This is a genomic window from Pseudomonas sp. GW821-FHT07G10 (assembly GCF_059418545.1).
On the sequence record NZ_JBWKQB010000004.1, the window covers coordinates 176,156 to 193,155 of the forward strand.

Below are 17,000 nucleotides of genomic sequence, written 5' to 3' on the forward strand. Positions count from 1 at the left end.
CGGGGCCATGACGGCCCAACCCGGTTCGGTGGTTATTGTTGTGGTTTCGTTGGTGTGGAACCTGGTGGTGCGTATCGCGAAGTCGTCCTTGAACTCGCGGTGACGCCATCGCGGGCAAGCCTCGCTCCTACGGGCTGCGCAGACCTGTAGGAGCGAAGCTTGCTCGCGATGCTTTTAGTGCTTGAACATCACATGCCGCACGGTGGTGTAATCCTCCAGCCCGTACATGGACATGTCCTTGCCATAACCGGACAGTTTCTGCCCGCCGTGAGGCATTTCGCTGACCAGCATGAAGTGCGTGTTGACCCAGGTGCAGCCGTACTGCAAACGCGCCGCGAGGCGGTGGGCGCGGCCGACGTCGGCGGTCCATACCGACGACGCCAGGCCGTAGTCCGAAGCGTTGGCCCAGCCCAGCACCTGCGCTTCGTCTGTGAATCGGGTCACTGACACCACCGGCCCAAACACCTCGCGCCGGACGATCTCATCGTCCTGTTGGGCGTCGGCCAGCACCGTCGGTTCGAAGAAGAAGCCGTTGCCTTCCACGGCCTTGCCGCCGGTGATCAAGCGAATGTGCGGTTGTGCCAGCGCACGTTCGACAAACCCGGCCACACGGTCGCGATGCTGAGCGGTGATCAACGGCCCCAGCTCGGTTTGCGGGTCATCCTGCAAGCCGTACTTGATGGTGCTGACGGCCGCGCCGAGCTTTTCGACGAACCTGTCGTAGATGCCTTCCTGGGCATAGACGCGGCAGGCGGCGGTGCAGTCTTGCCCGGCGTTGTAGAAACCGAAGGTCCGAATGCCTTCCACGGCGGCATCGATGTCGGCGTCGTCGAAGATGATCACCGGGGCTTTGCCACCCAGTTCCATGTGCATGCGTTTGACGCTGTCGGCGGTGCTGGAAATGATGTTCGCGCCGGTGGCAATCGAGCCGGTCAAGGAGACCATGCGCACTTTCGGGTGAGTTACCAGCGGGCTGCCGACACTGGGGCCACGGCCAAAGACCAGGTTGAGCACACCGGCCGGGAAAATCTCCGAGGCCAGTTCCGCCAGACGCAATGCGGTCAGCGGCGTTTGTTCCGACGGCTTGAGCACTACGGTATTGCCGGCGGCCAGGGCCGGGGCGATTTTCCAGGCGACCATCATCAGCGGGTAGTTCCACGGCGCGATGGAAGCGATCACGCCCACCGGGTCGCGGCGGATCATCGAGGTGTGGCCGGGCAGGTATTCGCCACCGGCCGTACCGCCCATGCAGCGGCTGGCGCCGGCGAAGAAGCGGAACACATCGGCAATCGCCGGGATTTCGTCGTGCAGCGCCGCGCTATAGGGTTTGCCGCAATTGTCCGATTCCAGCCTGGCCAGTTCTTCGCCGTGGGCCTGGATGGCATCGGCGAGTTTGAGCAACAGCAGCGAACGCTCTTTGGGCGGGGTCTGTGACCAACCTTCGAACGCCGCATCGGCGGCACACACGGCGGCGTCGACCTGGGCTTCGCTGGCTTCGTTGACTTCCACCAGCACACGGCCCAACGCCGGGTTGAACACGGGTTGGCTGGCGCCTTCACCTTCGACCAGTTGGCCGTTGATCAGCAGTTTGGTTTGCATGGCTATGTCCTCTCTTGCAGCGAATTCATTGTTGGATTTGTAAGATCGATCATTTGCCGCCGCTCCCGGCCACGCTTTCACCGCCACGGGTCAGGTAGTAGGCGCCAAGGATCGGGAACATGGTCACCAGCATCACCAGCATCGCCACCACGTTGGTCACCGGCACATCGCGCGGGCGGCTGAGTTGGTTGAGCAGCCACAGCGGCAGGGTGCGCTCGTGGCCGGCGGTAAAAGTGGTGACGATGATTTCGTCGAACGACAGGGCGAACGCCAGCATGCCGCCGGCCAGCAACGCCGAGCCGAGGTTCGGCAGGACGATGTAGCGAAAGGTCTGCCAGCCGTCGGCGCCCAGATCCATCGAGGCTTCGATCAAGCTGTAAGAGGTGCGGCGCAAACGGGCGATGACGTTGTTGTAGACGATCACCACACAGAAGGTCGCGTGGCCGACGATGATGGTGAACATGCCCGGCTCGATGCCCAGGGTCTTGAAGGTCGCGAGCAGGGCGATACCGGTGATGATCCCCGGTAAGGCGATTGGCAGGATCAGCATCAGCGAAATGCCTTGTTTGCCGAAGAAGTCACGCCGGTACAAAGCGGCCGAAGCGAGGGTGCCGAGGACCATGGCGATCAGCGTGGCAATAGCGGCGATCTGCAGCGACAGCTTGATCGCGTCCAGCACGTCCGGTCGCAAAAAGGCCACGCTGAACCACTTCAGGGTGAAGCCCTGGGGTGGAAAGCTGAAGGCTGCGTCTTCAGTGTTGAAGGCGTATATGAAGATGATCAGGATCGGGAAGTGCAGGAACACCAGCCCGCTCCAGGCGGCCAGTCGCAGGCCCAGGGAGGCTTTTTCCCCATGCTTTTCTGAATCAGAGCGCATCGAAGGCCCCCAGACGTTTGACGATGGACAGGTAAATGGCGATCAGCGCGATTGGCACCAGGGTGAAGGCGGCGGCCATCGGCATGTTGCCGATTGCACCCTGCTGGGCGTACACCATGCTGCCGACGAAGTAGCCCGGCGGGCCGACCAGTTGCGGCACGATGAAGTCACCCAGGGTCAGCGAGAAGGTGAAGATCGACCCGGCCGCAATGCCCGGGATCGACAGCGGCAGGGTCACTTGCATGAAGGTCTGTCGTGGTCTGGCCCCGAGGTCGGCGGAGGCTTGCAGCAGCGATGGCGGTAGACGTTCCAGCGAGGCCTGGATCGGCAGGATCATGAACGGCAGCCAGATGTAGACGAACACCATGAAGCGTCCCAGATGCGAGGTGGACAAGGTGCTGCCGCCGACGCCGGGAATACCGAGCACGAACTGCAACACCGGCTCCAGCCCAAAGTGTTGAACGAACCACTGCGCGACGCCGCCCTTGGCCAGCAGCAGGGTCCAGGCGTAGGCCTTGACGATGTAGCTGGCCCACATCGGCATCATCACCGCGATGTAGAAAAACGCCTTGGTCTTGCCCGTGGTGTAGCGCGCCATGTAGTAAGCAATGGGGAACGCGACGAAGGCGCTGGCGATCGATACCACGACGGCCATGCTCAGGGTGCGGGCGATGATGTCGAAGTTCGACGGCTGGAACAGCGCCGTGAAGTTCGCCAGGGTCAGGTCGGGAGTGACTGCCATGGTGAAGTCATCGAAGGTGTAGAAACCCTGCCAGAGCAAGGTCAGTAATGAACCAAGATAGATCGCGCCGAACCAGATCAGCGGCGGCACCAATAACATCGCCAGGTACAGATTGGGTCGGCGATACAGCAGGTCGGAAAACCTGCGCAAGGGTGAACCGCTGGCGGGGGAGGAGGTCATGGCCGGGCTCATGTCACACCTCGCTCGCAACGGTGTCGGTCAGGCTGGTCATGGCTTCGCGCGCCCAGCGTGCGGTGATCCGTTGCCCGGTCTGGTGCTGGGCGCAGCTATCCAGCCATTGATTGTTGGCCTGGCTGATGTTCAGGGTCTGGCCGTTTTCCAGTTTGAGTTCGTAACGGGTGGCGCTGCCCTGGTACTGGATGTCGTGAAGCAGGCCGCTGACTTCGATTTCGTGGCTGGCCGCAGGACCGTCAGCGAAACGCACATGTTCCGGGCGAATCGAGAAGGGCTTGGTACTGCCGCTCAACTGTTGGGCCAGCTCGCCACGGATAACGTTAGAGGTGCCGACGAACTCGGCGACAAATGTGGTGGCCGGTTTCATGTAGAGGTTGCGCGGGGTGTCGACTTGCTCGATGCGGCCCTTGTTGAATACCGCCACACGGTCGGACATCGACAGCGCTTCAGTCTGATCGTGGGTGACGAAAATAAAGGTGATGCCGAGCTGGCGTTGCAGCTTCTTCAACTCCCCCTGCATTTGTTCGCGCAACTTCAGGTCGAGGGCGCCCAGGGGTTCGTCCAGCAGCAGCACCCGAGGACGATTGACCAGTGCGCGGGCCAGGGCGACTCGCTGGCGCTGACCACCGGACAGTTGCACCGGCTTGCGTTCGCCGTAACCGCCGAGGGCGACCATGTCGAGGGCTTCTTCGGCGCGCATCAGGCGTTCGGTCTTGCCGACGCCCTTGACCTTCAAGCCATAGGCCACGTTGTCCCGTACGTTCATGTGCGGGAACAGGGCGTAATCCTGGAACACGGTATTCACGTCACGCTGATACGGCGGCAGCCCGGCGGCTTCTTCGCCATGAATGCGGATCGAGCCGGCGCTTGGTTGTTCGAACCCGGCAATCAGGCGCAGGCACGTGGTTTTGCCCGAGCCGGAAGGGCCAAGCATGGAAAAGAACTCGCCGTCCTGGATGTCGATGGAAACCCGGTCAACGGCTTTCACTTCGCCGAACTGACGGGAAACGTTGGTGAACTGGACTGCAAGCGTCATGGTGCGGTGCTCCAAAAAGGCGAAAGCCGTCGCAGCGGCCCTTGCCTGGACTTCTGAGAAATCTGAATATCGATCGTTCCCACGCTCCGCGTGGGAATGCCTCACCGGACGCGCAGCAATCGCTTCGGCATGTAACGCGGAGCGTCACTGGCTGCATTCCCACGCAGAGCGTGGGAACGAGTTGTCAGTAGCTACCGGAATGACTTTTAGCGACCGCCCATGATCGCGATGTAGTCCTGGGTCCAGCGGCTGTATGGCACGAATTTTCCGCCCTCGGCCTGCGGGGTTTTCCAGAAGGCGATCTTGTCGAACTGGTCGAAACCGTTGGTCTTGCACCCTTCAGCACCGAGCAATTCGCTCTCTTTGCAGGCCGCCGGAACCGCTGGCAGCGAGCCGAACCAGGCGGCTACGTCACCCTGGACCTTGGGTTGCAGGGACCAGTCCAACCACTTGTAGGCGCAATTGGTGTGCTTGGCCTCGGCGTGCATCATGGTGGTGTCGGCCCATCCAGTGGCGCCTTCCTTGGGAATGGTCGAAGCGATGGGCTGTTTCTCGTTTATCAGGCCGTTGACCTGATACGGCCAGGCGCTGGAGGCCACCACGCCTTCGTTTTTGAAGTCACTCATTTGCACGGTGGTGTCATGCCAGTAGCGGTGGATCAACGGTTGCTGGGCTCGCAACAGATCAAGCACGGCTTTGTACTGGGTTTCAGTCAGTTCATAAGGGTTCTTGATGCCCAGTTCCGGTTTGCTCGACTTGAGGTACAGCGCCGCGTCGGCGATGTAGATCGGGCCGTCATAGGCCTGCACACGACCCTTGTTGGACTTGCCGTCCGGCAGGTTCTGCGCATCGAACACTACGGCCCAACTGGTGGGCGCCTGCTTGAACACAGTGGTGTTGTACATCAGCACGTTCGGGCCCCACTGATAGGGCGCGCCGTAGGTCTGCTTGTTGACCACGTACCAAGGCCCGTCCTTGAGGCGTGGATCGATGTTCTTCCAGTTCGGGATCAGCGCGGTGTTGATCGGCTGAACACGCTTGCCAGCGATCAAGCGCAAGGAGGCGTCGCCGGAAGCGGTGACCAGGTCGTAACCGCCCTTGGCCATCAGGCTGACCATTTCATCGGAGGTGCCGGCGGTTTTGACGTTGACCTTGCAGCCGGTCTCTTTCTCGAAACCGGTCACCCAGTCGTAGTTCTTGTCGCTCTCACCACGTTCGATGTAGCCCGGCCAGGCCACGATATCCAGTTGTCCTTCGCCGGCGCCAACGGCTTTCAGCGGTTCGGCGGCCTGGATGCTGGCGCTGGCCAGCAGTGCGGTGGTGATTGCACTGAGCAGTACGGTCTTGTGCACGAACATGGGATTCCCTCTTCTTTAATTATGGTCGGGGCAGTTGGTGAACGTGGTGAAGCCATGCCTTTTGAGGCTATTTATTGGAGTAGTGCGTTAATTCAGGTCATTGCCGTGGCGCGCCATGATGTGCCGCACCACGCTGTAATCCTGTAGCGAATCGCTGGACAGATCCTTGCCATAGCCCGAGCGTTTCAAGCCGCCGTGGGGCATTTCGCTGACCAGCATGAAATGGCTGTTGATCCAGGTGCAGCCATACTGCAAACGCGCCGCGACCTGCATCGCCTTGTCCAGATTCTGAGTCCATACCGACGACGCCAAGCCGTACTCGGAGTCGTTGGCCCAGTCCACTGCTTGCTCCAGTGCTTCGAAGCGGGTCACGGTGACGACTGGGCCGAACACTTCACGCTGGACAATTTCATCACTCTGTTTGCAGCCGGCGAGCAGGGTCGGCTGGTAGTAGAAGCCCGCGCCGGAATGCACGGCGGCGCCGGTGACGCGCTCGATGTGCGGCTGACCAAGGGCGCGTTCGACGAAGCTGGCCACGCGGTCGCGCTGACGGGTGCTGATCAGCGGGCCGATCTCGTTATCAGTGTCGCGTTTGCCGGCAAAGCGCAGGCTGCTGACGGCGGCGCCAAGCTCGGCGACCAGGCGATCATGGATCCCGGCCTGGGCGTAGATCCGGCAAGCCGCGGTGCAGTCCTGCCCCGCGTTGTAGTAGCCGTAGCTGCGCACACCTTCGACCACGGCTTGAATGTCGGCGTCATTGCAGACGATCACCGGCGCTTTACCGCCGAGCTCGAGGTGGGTGCGTTTGAGGGTTTTCGCCGCGGCCTGGAGGATTTTCTGCCCGGTGACGATATCGCCGGTCAGCGAAACCATGCGTACTTTCGGGTGGCTGACCAAATGGCTGCCGACGCCTTCACCGCCGCCGCAAATGATGTTGATCACCCCGCGTGGCAGCAATTCGGCCAGCGCCGGGGCCAGGGCCAGAATCGATAGCGGTGTGTGTTCGGATGGCTTGAACACCAGGGTGTTGCCCGCCGCCAGGGCCGGGGCGATTTTCCAGGCGGCCATCATGATGGGGTAGTTCCAGGGGGCGATCGAGGCGACCACGCCAATCGGATCGCGACGGACCATGCTGGTGTAGCCCGGCAGGTATTCACCGCTGAGCTGGCCAGTCTGACAACGCACGGCGCCGGCGAAGAAACGGAACACGTCGACCGTGGCGTTCAAGTCGTCCTGACGCGCCAGGTGCAGCGGCTTGCCGCAGTTCAGCGATTCGAGGCGGGCGAGGTGATCGGCCTGTTTTTCAACGGCGTTGGCGATGGCCAACAAAATGTTCGAGCGTTGCTGCGGGGTGGTTCGCGACCAACCGGCAAAAGCGCGATGGGCAGCCAGAACGGCGCTTTCAACTTGTTCGGTGCTGGCTTCGGCGATATGCGTCAGCACTTCACCCGTGGCCGGGTTGAGAATAGGTTCGACAAAACCCTGGCCTGCGACTAATTCACCATCGATCAATAAAGCGGTGAACAACGGGGTCTGCACGCCAGCCATTTTTCGGGTTCTCTTTTCTTGTGTGGCCATGGTGCTCCCTTGGGACTGGAGCCCGGCCCTCTCTTATAGATGCACAGAGACTAGTGGCCGGAGCTGCGGTCGACAAATACTAAATACTGAAGGCTGCGTTCGATTAAATAGATGGCTTGCGTCCGGCGTGGGGTTGCTCGCGGGCCACGGTCAGGAATGGGTCCACCAACGCGGGGCGTGCGGTGCCGCGGCGCCAGGCCAGGCCGACGTCCAGGGTCTGGCTCAGGTCCGCCAGTGGCCGCGCCTCGATGATGTCGCCCTCCAGTGACCACGGGCGGTAGGTCATGTCCGGCTGGATCGACACACCAAGACCGGCCGCCACCAGGCTTCGCACCGCTTCGGTCGAGGCTGTGCGCAAGGTGATGCGTGGCTGCAACCCCGCGCTGGACCACATGCGCTGGGCGTTGCGGTCCATTTCATCGACGTTGAGCTGTATCAGCGGTTCGCGGGCGACGTCGGCGAGGTTGATGCTGTCGTGTTCCAGCAACGGGTGCTGAGCCGGCAGCCACAGGCGATGGGGCGAGTGGGTGAGCACCTCGGTTTGCAGGGCATGACGGTCTTCCAGGTTGGAGAGAATCAGCACCCCGACATCGATTTCACCGCTGACCAGCAAATGCTCGATATACGGGCGCTCATCCTCCATCACGCGGATTTCCACGTTCGGGTAGGCACGCTGGAAGCGGGTGAGCAAATCGGCGAGGTAGTAACCGGCCACCAGGCTGGTCACGCCGACAATCAACTGCCCGGCCACCTGGTCGGTACTTTGTTGCAAGCTGCGCTTGGCGTTGTCGACCGTGGCCAGGATCAAGTGCGCCTGGCGCAGGAACTGGTGACCCTGGTGGGTCAGGGTCATGCCTTTGGCATGTCGATTGAACAGGTTGACGCCGATTTCCTGTTCCAGTTGCTGGATTGCCAGGGTCAGTGTCGATTGGGAAATATAGACCGCCTGGGCGGCGGCCGAGATCGAGCCGGTTTCGGCCACAGCGATGAAGTGGCGGATTTGACGCAAGGTCATCATGGGGGAATTACCGGTTAGACGGTTTTATAGATTTGCTTGAGTGTATATCTTTTTAATCGATGGTCTGGTTCAGGACCGGGGCTTCGGTCAGGGCCAAGCAACATCTGGAAGCATTCTCGCCACGTGGAGGAGGGCGCTTCGATCTACGCTGTGGGCCTCAATGATCCGGTTAACCCCGGTTTTGGAGGTGACAAATGAATACACGCAGATTGCTCGATCAGCTGCTCAAGTCCGGTCAGGACATGTTGCAAAACAAGGCCGGCGGCACTCAGAACAAATCGGTATCGGATAACGGCGCACTGGGCAGCTTGCTCGGCGGCAGTTCGGGCGGGCTCGGCAGTTTGCTCTCAGGTGTTGGTGGCGGCGCGCTGGCGGCGGGCGCGATGGGGCTGTTGTTGGGAAACAAAAAAGCCCGCAAGTTTGGCGGCAAGGCACTGACCTACGGCGGTCTCGCCGCGTTGGGCGTTTTGGCCTATAAGGCATACGGCAATTGGCAGGCACAGCAGGCTGGCGCGCCACAGGCTGAGCCACAAACCGTCGACCGCTTGCCGGCAGCGCAAGTTGAATTGCACAGCCAGGCGATCCTCAAGGCGCTGGTCGCTGCCGCCAAGGCCGACGGCCATGTCGATGAACGCGAGCGAGCGCTGATCGAGGGCGAATTTACCAGGCTGGACAACGATCAGGACCTGCAACGCTGGCTGCACGCCGAACTCAACAAACCCCTGGACCCGGCCGATGTCGCCCGCGCCGCCAGCACCCCGGAAATGGCCGCCGAGATGTACATCGCCAGCGTGATGCTGGTGGATGAAGAGAACTTCATGGAGAAGTCCTATCTGGATGAACTGGCGCGCCAGCTCAAGCTTGAGCCAGGCTTGAAAGCCGAGTTGGAGCGTCAGGTCCGGCAAGCCTCGTTGTAATCAGAGAAAGCAAGGGGGATCCAAAGGATCGCCACTTTCTTCCGAGTCATCACTGACGACGTTCACCGCATCTGCCCCACAGTAGCCATCCAGAGCAGATGCTGACTTTCTTCACCCTGGGTGAGACGTGGTGCGCAACCCACTGCTAAATGATGAGCCGCCCTCGGCTATACTCCCCTCCATTTGAATGCCCCCGAGGATCGACTGTGAAGAACTGGACGTTGCGCCAACGCATTTTGGCGAGCTTTGCGGTAATTATCGCCATCATGTTGCTGATGGTCATGGTCTCGTTCTCCAGTCTGCTGAAGATCGAGACCAGCGAGGAAACGGTCCGAACGGACGCTGTTCCGGGGGTGTATTACAGTTCGATGATTCGCAGTGCCTGGGTCGACAGCTACGTCCTGACCCAGCAGATCGTTGGCCTCTCCGGACATCGGGACATCAGCGCTGCTGACCAGGCGTTGTACAAGAGCTTCGAAGAGCGCTTGAAGGCGCAGATGGATAACTATCGCAAAACCGTCTTCGACTCGGACGATCGTGCCTCTTTCGACGAGTTTGAAGTGCGTCATCAAGCGTTCGATCAGACACTGAAGAACGTCATCGATCTCTATCAGCGCAAAGAATACGAACAGGCTCGCCTCGCGCTGGAGAATGAACTGACGCCTGCGTGGATCGCTGGCCGCAAGCATTTGAACGGCATGATCGACCGCAATCGTGATCAGGCGGGTAATGCCACCGGGGCTATCGGTTCCGCGGTAACCGCAGCAAAAATCAGTATGGGCGTCTCTTTACTGATCGCGGTAATCGCTGCCGGTCTGTGCGGTCTGCTGTTGATGCGCGCAATCATGGCGCCGATGAACCGGATCGTGCAGATCCTCGACATCATGCGTACGGGGGACTTGAGCAGGCGCTTGAATCTGGAGCGCAAGGACGAATTCGGTGCCGTAGAAACCGGCTTCAACGACATGATGACCGAGCTCACTTCTCTGGTTTCCCAGGCCCAGCGCTCTTCGGTGCAGGTCACTACCTCGGTCACGGAAATTGCCGCCACCTCCAAGCAGCAGCAGGCTACTGCGACAGAGACCGCTGCCACCACCACGGAAATCGGTGCCACTTCGCGAGAAATCGCTGCGACATCGCGCGATCTGGTGCGCACCATGACCGAAGTTTCTACCGCCGCCGACCAGGCTTCGGTGCTGGCCGGTTCTGGTCAGCAAGGCCTGGCCCGCATGGAAGACACCATGCACTCGGTAATGGGGGCGGCCGATCTGGTCAACGCCAAACTGGCGATCCTCAATGAGAAGGCCGGCAACATCAATCAGGTGGTGGTGACCATCGTCAAGGTCGCCGACCAGACCAACCTGCTGTCCCTCAACGCTGCGATCGAAGCCGAGAAGGCCGGTGAATATGGCCGCGGTTTCGCGGTGGTGGCTACCGAAGTACGGCGTCTGGCGGATCAGACCGCCGTGGCCACCTATGACATCGAGCAGATGGTCCGTGAGATCCAGTCGGCGGTGTCGGCGGGTGTCATGGGCATGGACAAGTTCTCCGAAGAAGTGCGTCGTGGCATGTCCGAAGTTCAACAGGTAGGCGAGCAGCTGTCGCAGATCATTCATCAGGTTCAGGCGCTGGCGCCGCGGGTGTTGATGGTCAACGAAGGCATGCAGGCCCAGGCCACCGGTGCCGAGCAGATCAACCACGCGTTGGTGCAGCTGGGCGATGCCAGCAGCCAGACGGTAGAGTCCCTGCGTCAGGCCAGCTTCGCCATCGATGAGCTGAGCCAGGTGGCGGTGGGGCTGCGTAGCGGCGTCTCGCGTTTCAAAGTCTGATGAGCGAGTTCGCGGCGAAACGCGGCGCCGGAATGACGCCGAAACATTCGTTGTTTTTGCTGTTCCGTATCGGCAACGAACGCTATGCCCTGCAGGCCATCGAGGTGGCCGAAGTGCTGCCGCGCCTGCCACTCAAGCCGATCGCGAAAGCGCCGCCCTGGGTCGCCGGGGTGTTTGCCTACCGTGGCGTGGTGGTGCCAGTGATCGACCTCAGTGCGCTGACCTTCGGCCAGCCGGCCCAAGTGCGCACCAGCACTCGCCTGGTGCTGGTGCACTATCGAGCGCAAGCGTCTGGGCCCGGGCAATTGCTCGGGCTGATTCTTGAACAGGCCACCGATACCCTGCGCTGCAATCCGGCGGACTTTAAACCGTACGGCCTGGACAATCGCCAGGCGCCTTATCTGGGGCTGGTGCGCGAAGACCAGCAAGGCTTGCTGCAATGGATTCGGGTCGATGATTTGCTCGATGCCCAGGTCCGCGCACTGCTGTTTCCGTCGCCGCCGCTGGATCTCGCTCTGTTTGAGGAGCGCCCGTGAGCAACGACCAGCGCTTTTTCGACTTCCTCAAAGAACGCATTGGCCTGGACGTGGCGTCCGTAGGGGCGGCGCTCATTGAGCGAGCCGTCCGCCAGCGTAGCATCGCGCAGCAAGCGCAGACCGTGAATGAGTACTGGCTCACACTGCAGCAATCGCAGGATGAGCAGCAGGCGCTGATTGAAGCCGTGATCGTGCCGGAAACCTGGTTTTTTCGTTATCCGGAATCCTTCGTTGCCCTGGCCACGTTGGCGAAGGGCCGTCTGGCCGAGATCAAGGGCATGCGTGCATTACGGATTCTCAGCTTGCCGTGCTCTACCGGCGAAGAACCGTATTCGATTGCCATGGCCTTGCTTGATGCCGGGTTTGCGCCCCATCAGTTCAAGGTCGAAGGGCTGGATGTCAGCGCCTTGTCGGTCGAGCGCGCCAAGCGTGCGGTGTATGGCAAGAACTCCTTTCGTGGGCAACAGACCGACTTTCGCGAGCACCACTTCAGCGCGCAGGAGCAGGGCTACGTTCTCAGTGAACGGGTGCGTGAGCAGGTGCGCTTGCAGGTGGGCAACCTGCTTGATCCTGCATTGCTGGCCAATGAATCGCCCTATGACTTTGTGTTCTGCCGCAATCTGCTGATTTACTTCGACCCGCCGACTCAGCGACAGGTGCTTGACGTCATCAAGCGCCTGACCCATGTCGACGGCGTGCTGTTTATCGGCCCGGCCGAAGGCGGCCTGCTGGGGCGATTGGGCATGCATTCGATCGGCATTGCACAGTCCTTTGCTTTCAGGCATCACCGCGAGTCTGACCCCGAGCCGTTGCCTGTCTTTAACCCGATACCGTTGCCGGTGCGTCAGCCAATAAGCGATGTGGCGCAGCCGCCGCTTCGCAGCCGACCCTTTACCAGCGTTGCGCCAGTGATCAGCCCCGGCAAACCTTGTGCTGCGGTGAATGATGCAGCGGCCTTGCTCGCCAATATCGAGGCGTTGGCCAATGAAGGCAAAAGCACTGAGGCGCGAGCGGCCTGTGAGCAGTACCTGCATAACCATGAGCCGGTAGCTCAAGTGTTTTATTGGTTGGGTTTGCTCTGCGATGTCGCCGGCAGCGTATTGGAGGCTCAGGGCTTCTATCGCAAGGCGCTGTATTTGCAGCCGCAGCACCCTGAAACCCTGATGCACCTGGCGGCCTTGCTGGCTTCCCAAGGCGACGCCACGGGTGCCCGCCGATTGCAGGAACGCGCCGCCCGTAGCGAGCGCACCGCTGACAGTGAGCGTAAACGATGACCGGATCTGTTTCGTTGAACGTGACCCATGAGGATGCGCAGGCCATCGATGACTGCTGGAACCGGATCGGTATCCACGGTGACAAGTCCTGCCCGCTGCTGCCTGAACATATTCATTGTCGCAACTGCGCGGTGTATTCCGCTGCCGCGACCCGCCTGCTCGATCGTTATGCGTTGCAACAAGAGGATCATCGACAGTCGATTGCAGTCGAGAATGATGTCGTCACCCGTTCACTGTTGATGTTTCGCCTGGGCGAAGAGTGGTTGGGGCTGGTCACCCGCTGCCTGGCGGAGGTTGCGCCGTTGCAGCCGATCCATTCTTTGCCGCACCAGCGTTCGCGAGCGTTGCTGGGCGTGGCGAATGTGCGCGGCGCCCTGGTCGCCTGCCTGTCACTGGTGGAACTGCTGGGGCTGGACGCCACCACTGGCGTTGTCTCCGGGGCGCGGGTCATGCCGCGCATGTTGATCATTGCTGCCCACGGCGGCCCGGTGGTGGTGCCGGTGGATGAGGTGGACGGGATTCATGCCATCGATGAACGCACCTTGAGCGCCGCCTCCAGTTCCGGCTCACAAACCGCTGGCAGGTACACCCGTGGCGTATTGCAGTTCAGAGGTCGCAGCTTGCGCTGGCTGGATGAAGAACAGTTGCTGTCAGCCGTGACCCGGAGCCTCACATGACCCCCGATCAAATGCGTGACTCATCGCTGCTCGAACTCTTCAGTCTGGAGGCCGAAGCGCAGACTCAAGTGCTCAGCGCCGGCTTGCTGGCACTCGAGCGCAACCCGACTCAGGCCGATCAACTGGAAGCCTGCATGCGTGCAGCGCACTCGCTCAAGGGCGCCGCGCGGATTGTCGGTGTGGATGCCGGAGTCAGCGTGGCGCATGTGATGGAGGACTGCCTGGTCAGCGCCCAGGAGGGGCGCCTGCACCTGCAACCCGAACACATCGACGCCTTGCTGCAAGGCACAGACGTTCTGATGCGCATCGCTACACCGGGTAGCGACAATGTGGGGCCGAGCGATATCGAGGCCTACGTCGCCTTGATGGGCCGGTTGCTCGATCCCGCGGCATTGACCGTCAACGTGGCACCGCCTGCCGCGCCAATCCTTGATTCGGTCATGCTGCTGATGGCTGAGCTGCAAGTCGATTTGCCCCGTGCCGGGCTTGAGTCCGAAGCGCCGTTGCTGGAGCCGGAACCGTTGCTTGCCGCGCCCATCGAAATGTCGCCTAAAGCCACGCGCGTTACCGAAGGCGGCGAACGGGTGCTGCGGGTTACCGCTGAGCGGCTGAACAGCTTGCTCGATCTGTCGAGCAAATCCTTGGTAGAAACCCAGCGACTCAAGCCTTGGCTGGCGACCATGCAGCGTCTCAAACGCATGCAAAGCAACAGTTTGCGAGCCCTGGAAAATCTCAATGTTCATCTCAAAGAGAGCGAGTTGAGCCTGCAAGCCCAGGAAGCGCTGGGCGATGCCCGGCGCATGCTCGCCGAATCCCGGCAACTGTTGGCCGAGAAAACCGCCGAGCTGGATGAGTTCGGCTGGCAGGCCAGTCAACGCGCTCAGGTGCTGTATGACACGGCACTGGCCTGTCGCATGCGGCCGTTCGCCGATGTGTTGGCCGGGCAGGTGCGGATGGTTCGTGATCTGGGTCGTAGTCTGGGTAAGCAAGTGCGGTTGGAGATCGAAGGCGACAAGACCCAAGTCGACCGTGATGTGCTTGAAAAGCTCGAAGCGCCGCTGACCCATTTGCTGCGCAATGCGGTGGATCATGGCATCGAAATGCCTGAGCAACGGATGTTGGCGGGTAAGCCCGCCGAAGGCTTGATCCGGCTGCGCGCCTCCCACCAGGCTGGGCTATTGGTACTGGAGCTGAGCGATGACGGTAATGGAGTAGACCTCGAACACCTGCGTCGCAGCATCGTCGAGCGCCAATTGTCTCCGGCCGAAACCGCTGCCCGGTTGAGCGAAGAAGAACTGCTGACATTCCTGTTTTTGCCGGGCTTCAGCCTGCGGGACAAGGTCACCGAAGTGTCCGGGCGCGGAGTTGGACTGGACGCGGTTCAGCATATGGTCCGACAGCTTCGTGGCGCCGTGATACTGGAGCAGACAGCGGGCGAGGGCAGCCGCTTTCATCTTGAAGTGCCGTTGACCCTGTCGGTGGTGCGCAGTCTGGTAGTCGAGGTGGGTGAAGAGGCTTATGCCTTCCCGCTGGCGCACATCGAACGCATGTGCGACCTGGAGCCGGACGAGATAGTACAAGTCGAAGGGCGTCAGCATTTCTGGCACGAAGGCCGGCATGTCGGTCTGGTCGCGGCCAGCCAGCTGTTACAGCGTCCGGCGGCTCAGAGTAACGATCAAACCCTCAAAGTGGTGGTGATCCGCGAGCGCGATGCGGTGTACGCAGTGGCCGTCGAGCGCTTTATTGGCGAGCGCACGTTGGTGGTGCTGCCGCTGGATGATCGGTTGGGCAAGGTTCAGGACATTTCCGCCGGAGCGCTGCTGGACGACGGCTCCGTGGTGCTGATCGTCGACGTCGAAGACATGCTGCGTTCGGTGGACAAACTGCTCAATACTGGCCGTCTGGAGCGCATCGCCCGGCACAACCACCAGGCTGTGGAAGTCGCGCGCAAACGCATTCTGGTGGTCGACGATTCGCTGACGGTCCGCGAGTTACAGCGCAAACTGTTGCTCAATCGCGGTTACGACGTCGCCGTCGCGGTAGACGGAATGGACGGTTGGAACGCTTTGCGTGCCGAAGACTTCGATTTGCTGATCACCGACATCGATATGCCCCGAATGGACGGCATTGAATTGGTCACCCTGTTGCGTCGCGACAATCGTTTGCAGTCGCTGCCGGTCATGGTGGTTTCCTACAAGGATCGCGAAGAAGACCGGCGTCGTGGACTGGACGCTGGAGCCGACTATTATCTAGCCAAAGCCAGTTTCCATGACGACGCTTTGCTCGATGCGGTAGAGGAACTCATTGGAGGAGCCCCGGCATGAAGATCGCTATCGTCAATGACATGCCACTGGCGGTAGAGGCCTTGCGTCGCGCGCTGGCGTTCGAACCTGAGCACGAAGTGGTCTGGGTCGCGAGCAATGGTGCCGAGGCGGTAAAGCTCTGCGCCGGGCTGACGCCGGACCTGATCCTGATGGACTTGATCATGCCGGTGATGGATGGCGTGGAAGCAACCCGGCGGATCATGGCCGAGAGCCCGTGCGCTATCGTGATTGTTACCGGCGACCGCCAGCAGAACGTCCATCGAGTGTTCGAGGCCATGGGCCATGGCGCACTGGATGTGGTCGACACTCCGGCTGTCGGTGCGGGTAATGCCAAAGAAGCCGCAGCGCCATTGCTGCGCAAGATCCTCAATATCGGCTGGCTGATCGGCCAGAGCGGCGGCAGCCGGGCGCGCTCGGCCCCGACGTCGCTGCGCACCATGGTGCAGCGCCAAAGCCTGGTGGCCATCGGCTCTTCCGCTGGTGGCCCGGCGGCGCTGGAAGTCTTGCTCAAGGGTCTGCCCACTGATTTTTCCGCGGCCATCGTGCTGGTTCAGCACGTTGACCAGGTGTTCGCTGCCGGTATGGCCGAATGGCTGAGCAGTGCGTCCGGATTGAAGGTGCGCCTGGCGCAAGAGGGTGAGCCGCCGCAAAGCGGTACGGTGCTGTTAGCCGGCACCAACCACCATATCCGACTCTTGAAGGACGGCACACTGGCCTACACCGCCGAGCCGGTCAACGAGATCTACCGGCCGTCGATCGACGTTTTTTTTGAGAGCGTGGCCAGCTACTGGGATGGCGATGCGGTCGGCGTATTGCTGACCGGCATGGGCCGTGATGGCGCTCAGGGGCTCAAATTGATGCGCCAGCAAGGCTTCCTGACCATCGCTCAGGACCAAAACAGCAGTGCGGTGTATGGGATGCCCAAGGCAGCAGCTGCCATCGACGCAGCCGTCGAAATCCGCCCACTGAACAAGATTGCGCCACGATTGCTGGAGATATTTGCCAAATGACTGACAAAAACAGCTTTCCTGACCAGGTAG

General features: G+C 61.1%; 14 protein-coding genes. 7 read left to right on the forward strand and 7 right to left on the reverse strand.

Annotated elements, in window-relative coordinates; translation table 11 throughout:
- Positions 1-174: 174 nt before the first annotated feature.
- The 7 genes from AC07O1_RS08410 to AC07O1_RS08440 all read right to left on the reverse strand — a co-directional run bounded on the left by AC07O1_RS08410 (position 175) and on the right by AC07O1_RS08440 (position 8,403).
- Positions 175-1,599: a gamma-aminobutyraldehyde dehydrogenase gene (locus AC07O1_RS08410; protein ID WP_495088488.1), complete on the reverse strand. Its 1,425-nt coding sequence runs from the start codon at positions 1,597-1,599 to the stop codon at positions 175-177.
- 49 nt (positions 1,600-1,648) lie between these two features.
- Positions 1,649-2,476, reverse strand: coding sequence for an ABC transporter permease (locus AC07O1_RS08415; RefSeq protein WP_495088489.1), 828 nt, complete (start codon positions 2,474-2,476; stop codon positions 1,649-1,651).
- Complete coding sequence (locus AC07O1_RS08420; protein WP_495088490.1) at positions 2,466-3,398, reverse strand: ABC transporter permease; 933 nt, start codon at positions 3,396-3,398, stop codon at positions 2,466-2,468. Before AC07O1_RS08420 ends, AC07O1_RS08415 begins: the two co-directional genes overlap by 11 nt.
- Positions 3,399-3,411: 13 nt before the next feature.
- On the reverse strand, positions 3,412-4,449 hold the full coding sequence (locus AC07O1_RS08425) for an ABC transporter ATP-binding protein (protein WP_495088491.1): 1,038 nt from the start codon (positions 4,447-4,449) through the stop codon (positions 3,412-3,414).
- A gap of 206 nt (positions 4,450-4,655) precedes the next feature.
- Positions 4,656-5,807, reverse strand: a complete 1,152-nt coding sequence (gene ydcS / locus AC07O1_RS08430; RefSeq protein WP_495088492.1) for a putative ABC transporter substrate-binding protein YdcS — start codon at positions 5,805-5,807, stop codon at positions 4,656-4,658.
- Between the two features lie 87 nt (positions 5,808-5,894).
- On the reverse strand, positions 5,895-7,385 hold the full coding sequence (locus AC07O1_RS08435) for a gamma-aminobutyraldehyde dehydrogenase (RefSeq protein WP_495010304.1): 1,491 nt from the start codon (positions 7,383-7,385) through the stop codon (positions 5,895-5,897).
- Between the two features lie 103 nt (positions 7,386-7,488).
- Positions 7,489-8,403, reverse strand: a complete 915-nt coding sequence (locus AC07O1_RS08440) for a LysR family transcriptional regulator (protein WP_494992528.1) — start codon at positions 8,401-8,403, stop codon at positions 7,489-7,491.
- A 194-nt stretch (positions 8,404-8,597) separates the two neighbouring features.
- Between AC07O1_RS08440 and AC07O1_RS08445 the strand changes: the two genes are divergently transcribed.
- The 7 genes from AC07O1_RS08445 (at position 8,598) to AC07O1_RS08475 (ending at position 16,970) form a co-directional block, all read left to right on the forward strand.
- Entirely contained in the window at positions 8,598-9,320 is a 723-nt protein-coding gene (locus tag AC07O1_RS08445; RefSeq protein WP_495088493.1) for a tellurite resistance TerB family protein, read from the forward strand.
- A gap of 206 nt (positions 9,321-9,526) precedes the next feature.
- Positions 9,527-11,149, forward strand: coding sequence for a methyl-accepting chemotaxis protein (locus tag AC07O1_RS08450; protein ID WP_495088494.1), 1,623 nt, complete (start codon positions 9,527-9,529; stop codon positions 11,147-11,149).
- On the forward strand, positions 11,149-11,685 hold the full coding sequence (locus AC07O1_RS08455; protein WP_495088495.1) for a chemotaxis protein CheW: 537 nt from the start codon (positions 11,149-11,151) through the stop codon (positions 11,683-11,685). Before AC07O1_RS08450 ends, AC07O1_RS08455 begins: the two co-directional genes overlap by 1 nt.
- The gene (locus AC07O1_RS08460; RefSeq protein ID WP_495088496.1) at positions 11,682-12,959 is read left to right on the forward strand and encodes a CheR family methyltransferase; all 1,278 of its coding nucleotides are present in this window, start codon (positions 11,682-11,684) and stop codon (positions 12,957-12,959) included. Before AC07O1_RS08455 ends, AC07O1_RS08460 begins: the two co-directional genes overlap by 4 nt.
- The gene (locus AC07O1_RS08465) at positions 12,956-13,636 is read left to right on the forward strand and encodes a chemotaxis protein CheW (protein ID WP_494992533.1); all 681 of its coding nucleotides are present in this window, start codon (positions 12,956-12,958) and stop codon (positions 13,634-13,636) included. Before AC07O1_RS08460 ends, AC07O1_RS08465 begins: the two co-directional genes overlap by 4 nt.
- On the forward strand, positions 13,633-15,960 hold the full coding sequence (locus AC07O1_RS08470) for a hybrid sensor histidine kinase/response regulator (RefSeq protein ID WP_495088497.1): 2,328 nt from the start codon (positions 13,633-13,635) through the stop codon (positions 15,958-15,960). The genes AC07O1_RS08465 and AC07O1_RS08470 overlap by 4 nt, the downstream gene beginning before the upstream one ends.
- Positions 15,957-16,970 carry a chemotaxis response regulator protein-glutamate methylesterase gene (locus AC07O1_RS08475; protein WP_495010309.1) on the forward strand — a complete coding sequence of 338 codons (1,014 nt, stop codon included), beginning with the start codon at positions 15,957-15,959 and terminating at the stop codon, positions 16,968-16,970. The genes AC07O1_RS08470 and AC07O1_RS08475 overlap by 4 nt, the downstream gene beginning before the upstream one ends.
- Positions 16,971-17,000 lie beyond the last annotated feature (30 nt).

Bases quoted from the DNA above. Each gene is read 5' to 3' on its own strand.
- AC07O1_RS08470 (WP_495088497.1), top strand. From the start codon at position 13,633: ATGACCCCCGATCAAATGCGTGACTCATCGCTGCTCGAACTCTTCAGT.
- AC07O1_RS08415 (WP_495088489.1), bottom strand. From the start codon at position 2,476: ATGCGCTCTGATTCAGAAAAGCATGGGGAAAAAGCCTCCCTGGGCCTG.
- AC07O1_RS08440 (WP_494992528.1), bottom strand. From the start codon at position 8,403: ATGATGACCTTGCGTCAAATCCGCCACTTCATCGCTGTGGCCGAAACC.
- AC07O1_RS08420 (WP_495088490.1), bottom strand. From the start codon at position 3,398: ATGACCTCCTCCCCCGCCAGCGGTTCACCCTTGCGCAGGTTTTCCGAC.
- AC07O1_RS08445 (WP_495088493.1), top strand. From the start codon at position 8,598: ATGAATACACGCAGATTGCTCGATCAGCTGCTCAAGTCCGGTCAGGAC.
- AC07O1_RS08475 (WP_495010309.1), top strand. From the start codon at position 15,957: ATGAAGATCGCTATCGTCAATGACATGCCACTGGCGGTAGAGGCCTTG.
- AC07O1_RS08410 (WP_495088488.1), bottom strand. From the start codon at position 1,599: ATGCAAACCAAACTGCTGATCAACGGCCAACTGGTCGAAGGTGAAGGC.
- AC07O1_RS08465 (WP_494992533.1), top strand. From the start codon at position 12,956: ATGACCGGATCTGTTTCGTTGAACGTGACCCATGAGGATGCGCAGGCC.
- AC07O1_RS08455 (WP_495088495.1), top strand. From the start codon at position 11,149: ATGAGCGAGTTCGCGGCGAAACGCGGCGCCGGAATGACGCCGAAACAT.
- AC07O1_RS08435 (WP_495010304.1), bottom strand. From the start codon at position 7,385: ATGGCCACACAAGAAAAGAGAACCCGAAAAATGGCTGGCGTGCAGACC.
- ydcS (WP_495088492.1), bottom strand. From the start codon at position 5,807: ATGTTCGTGCACAAGACCGTACTGCTCAGTGCAATCACCACCGCACTG.
- AC07O1_RS08425 (WP_495088491.1), bottom strand. From the start codon at position 4,449: ATGACGCTTGCAGTCCAGTTCACCAACGTTTCCCGTCAGTTCGGCGAA.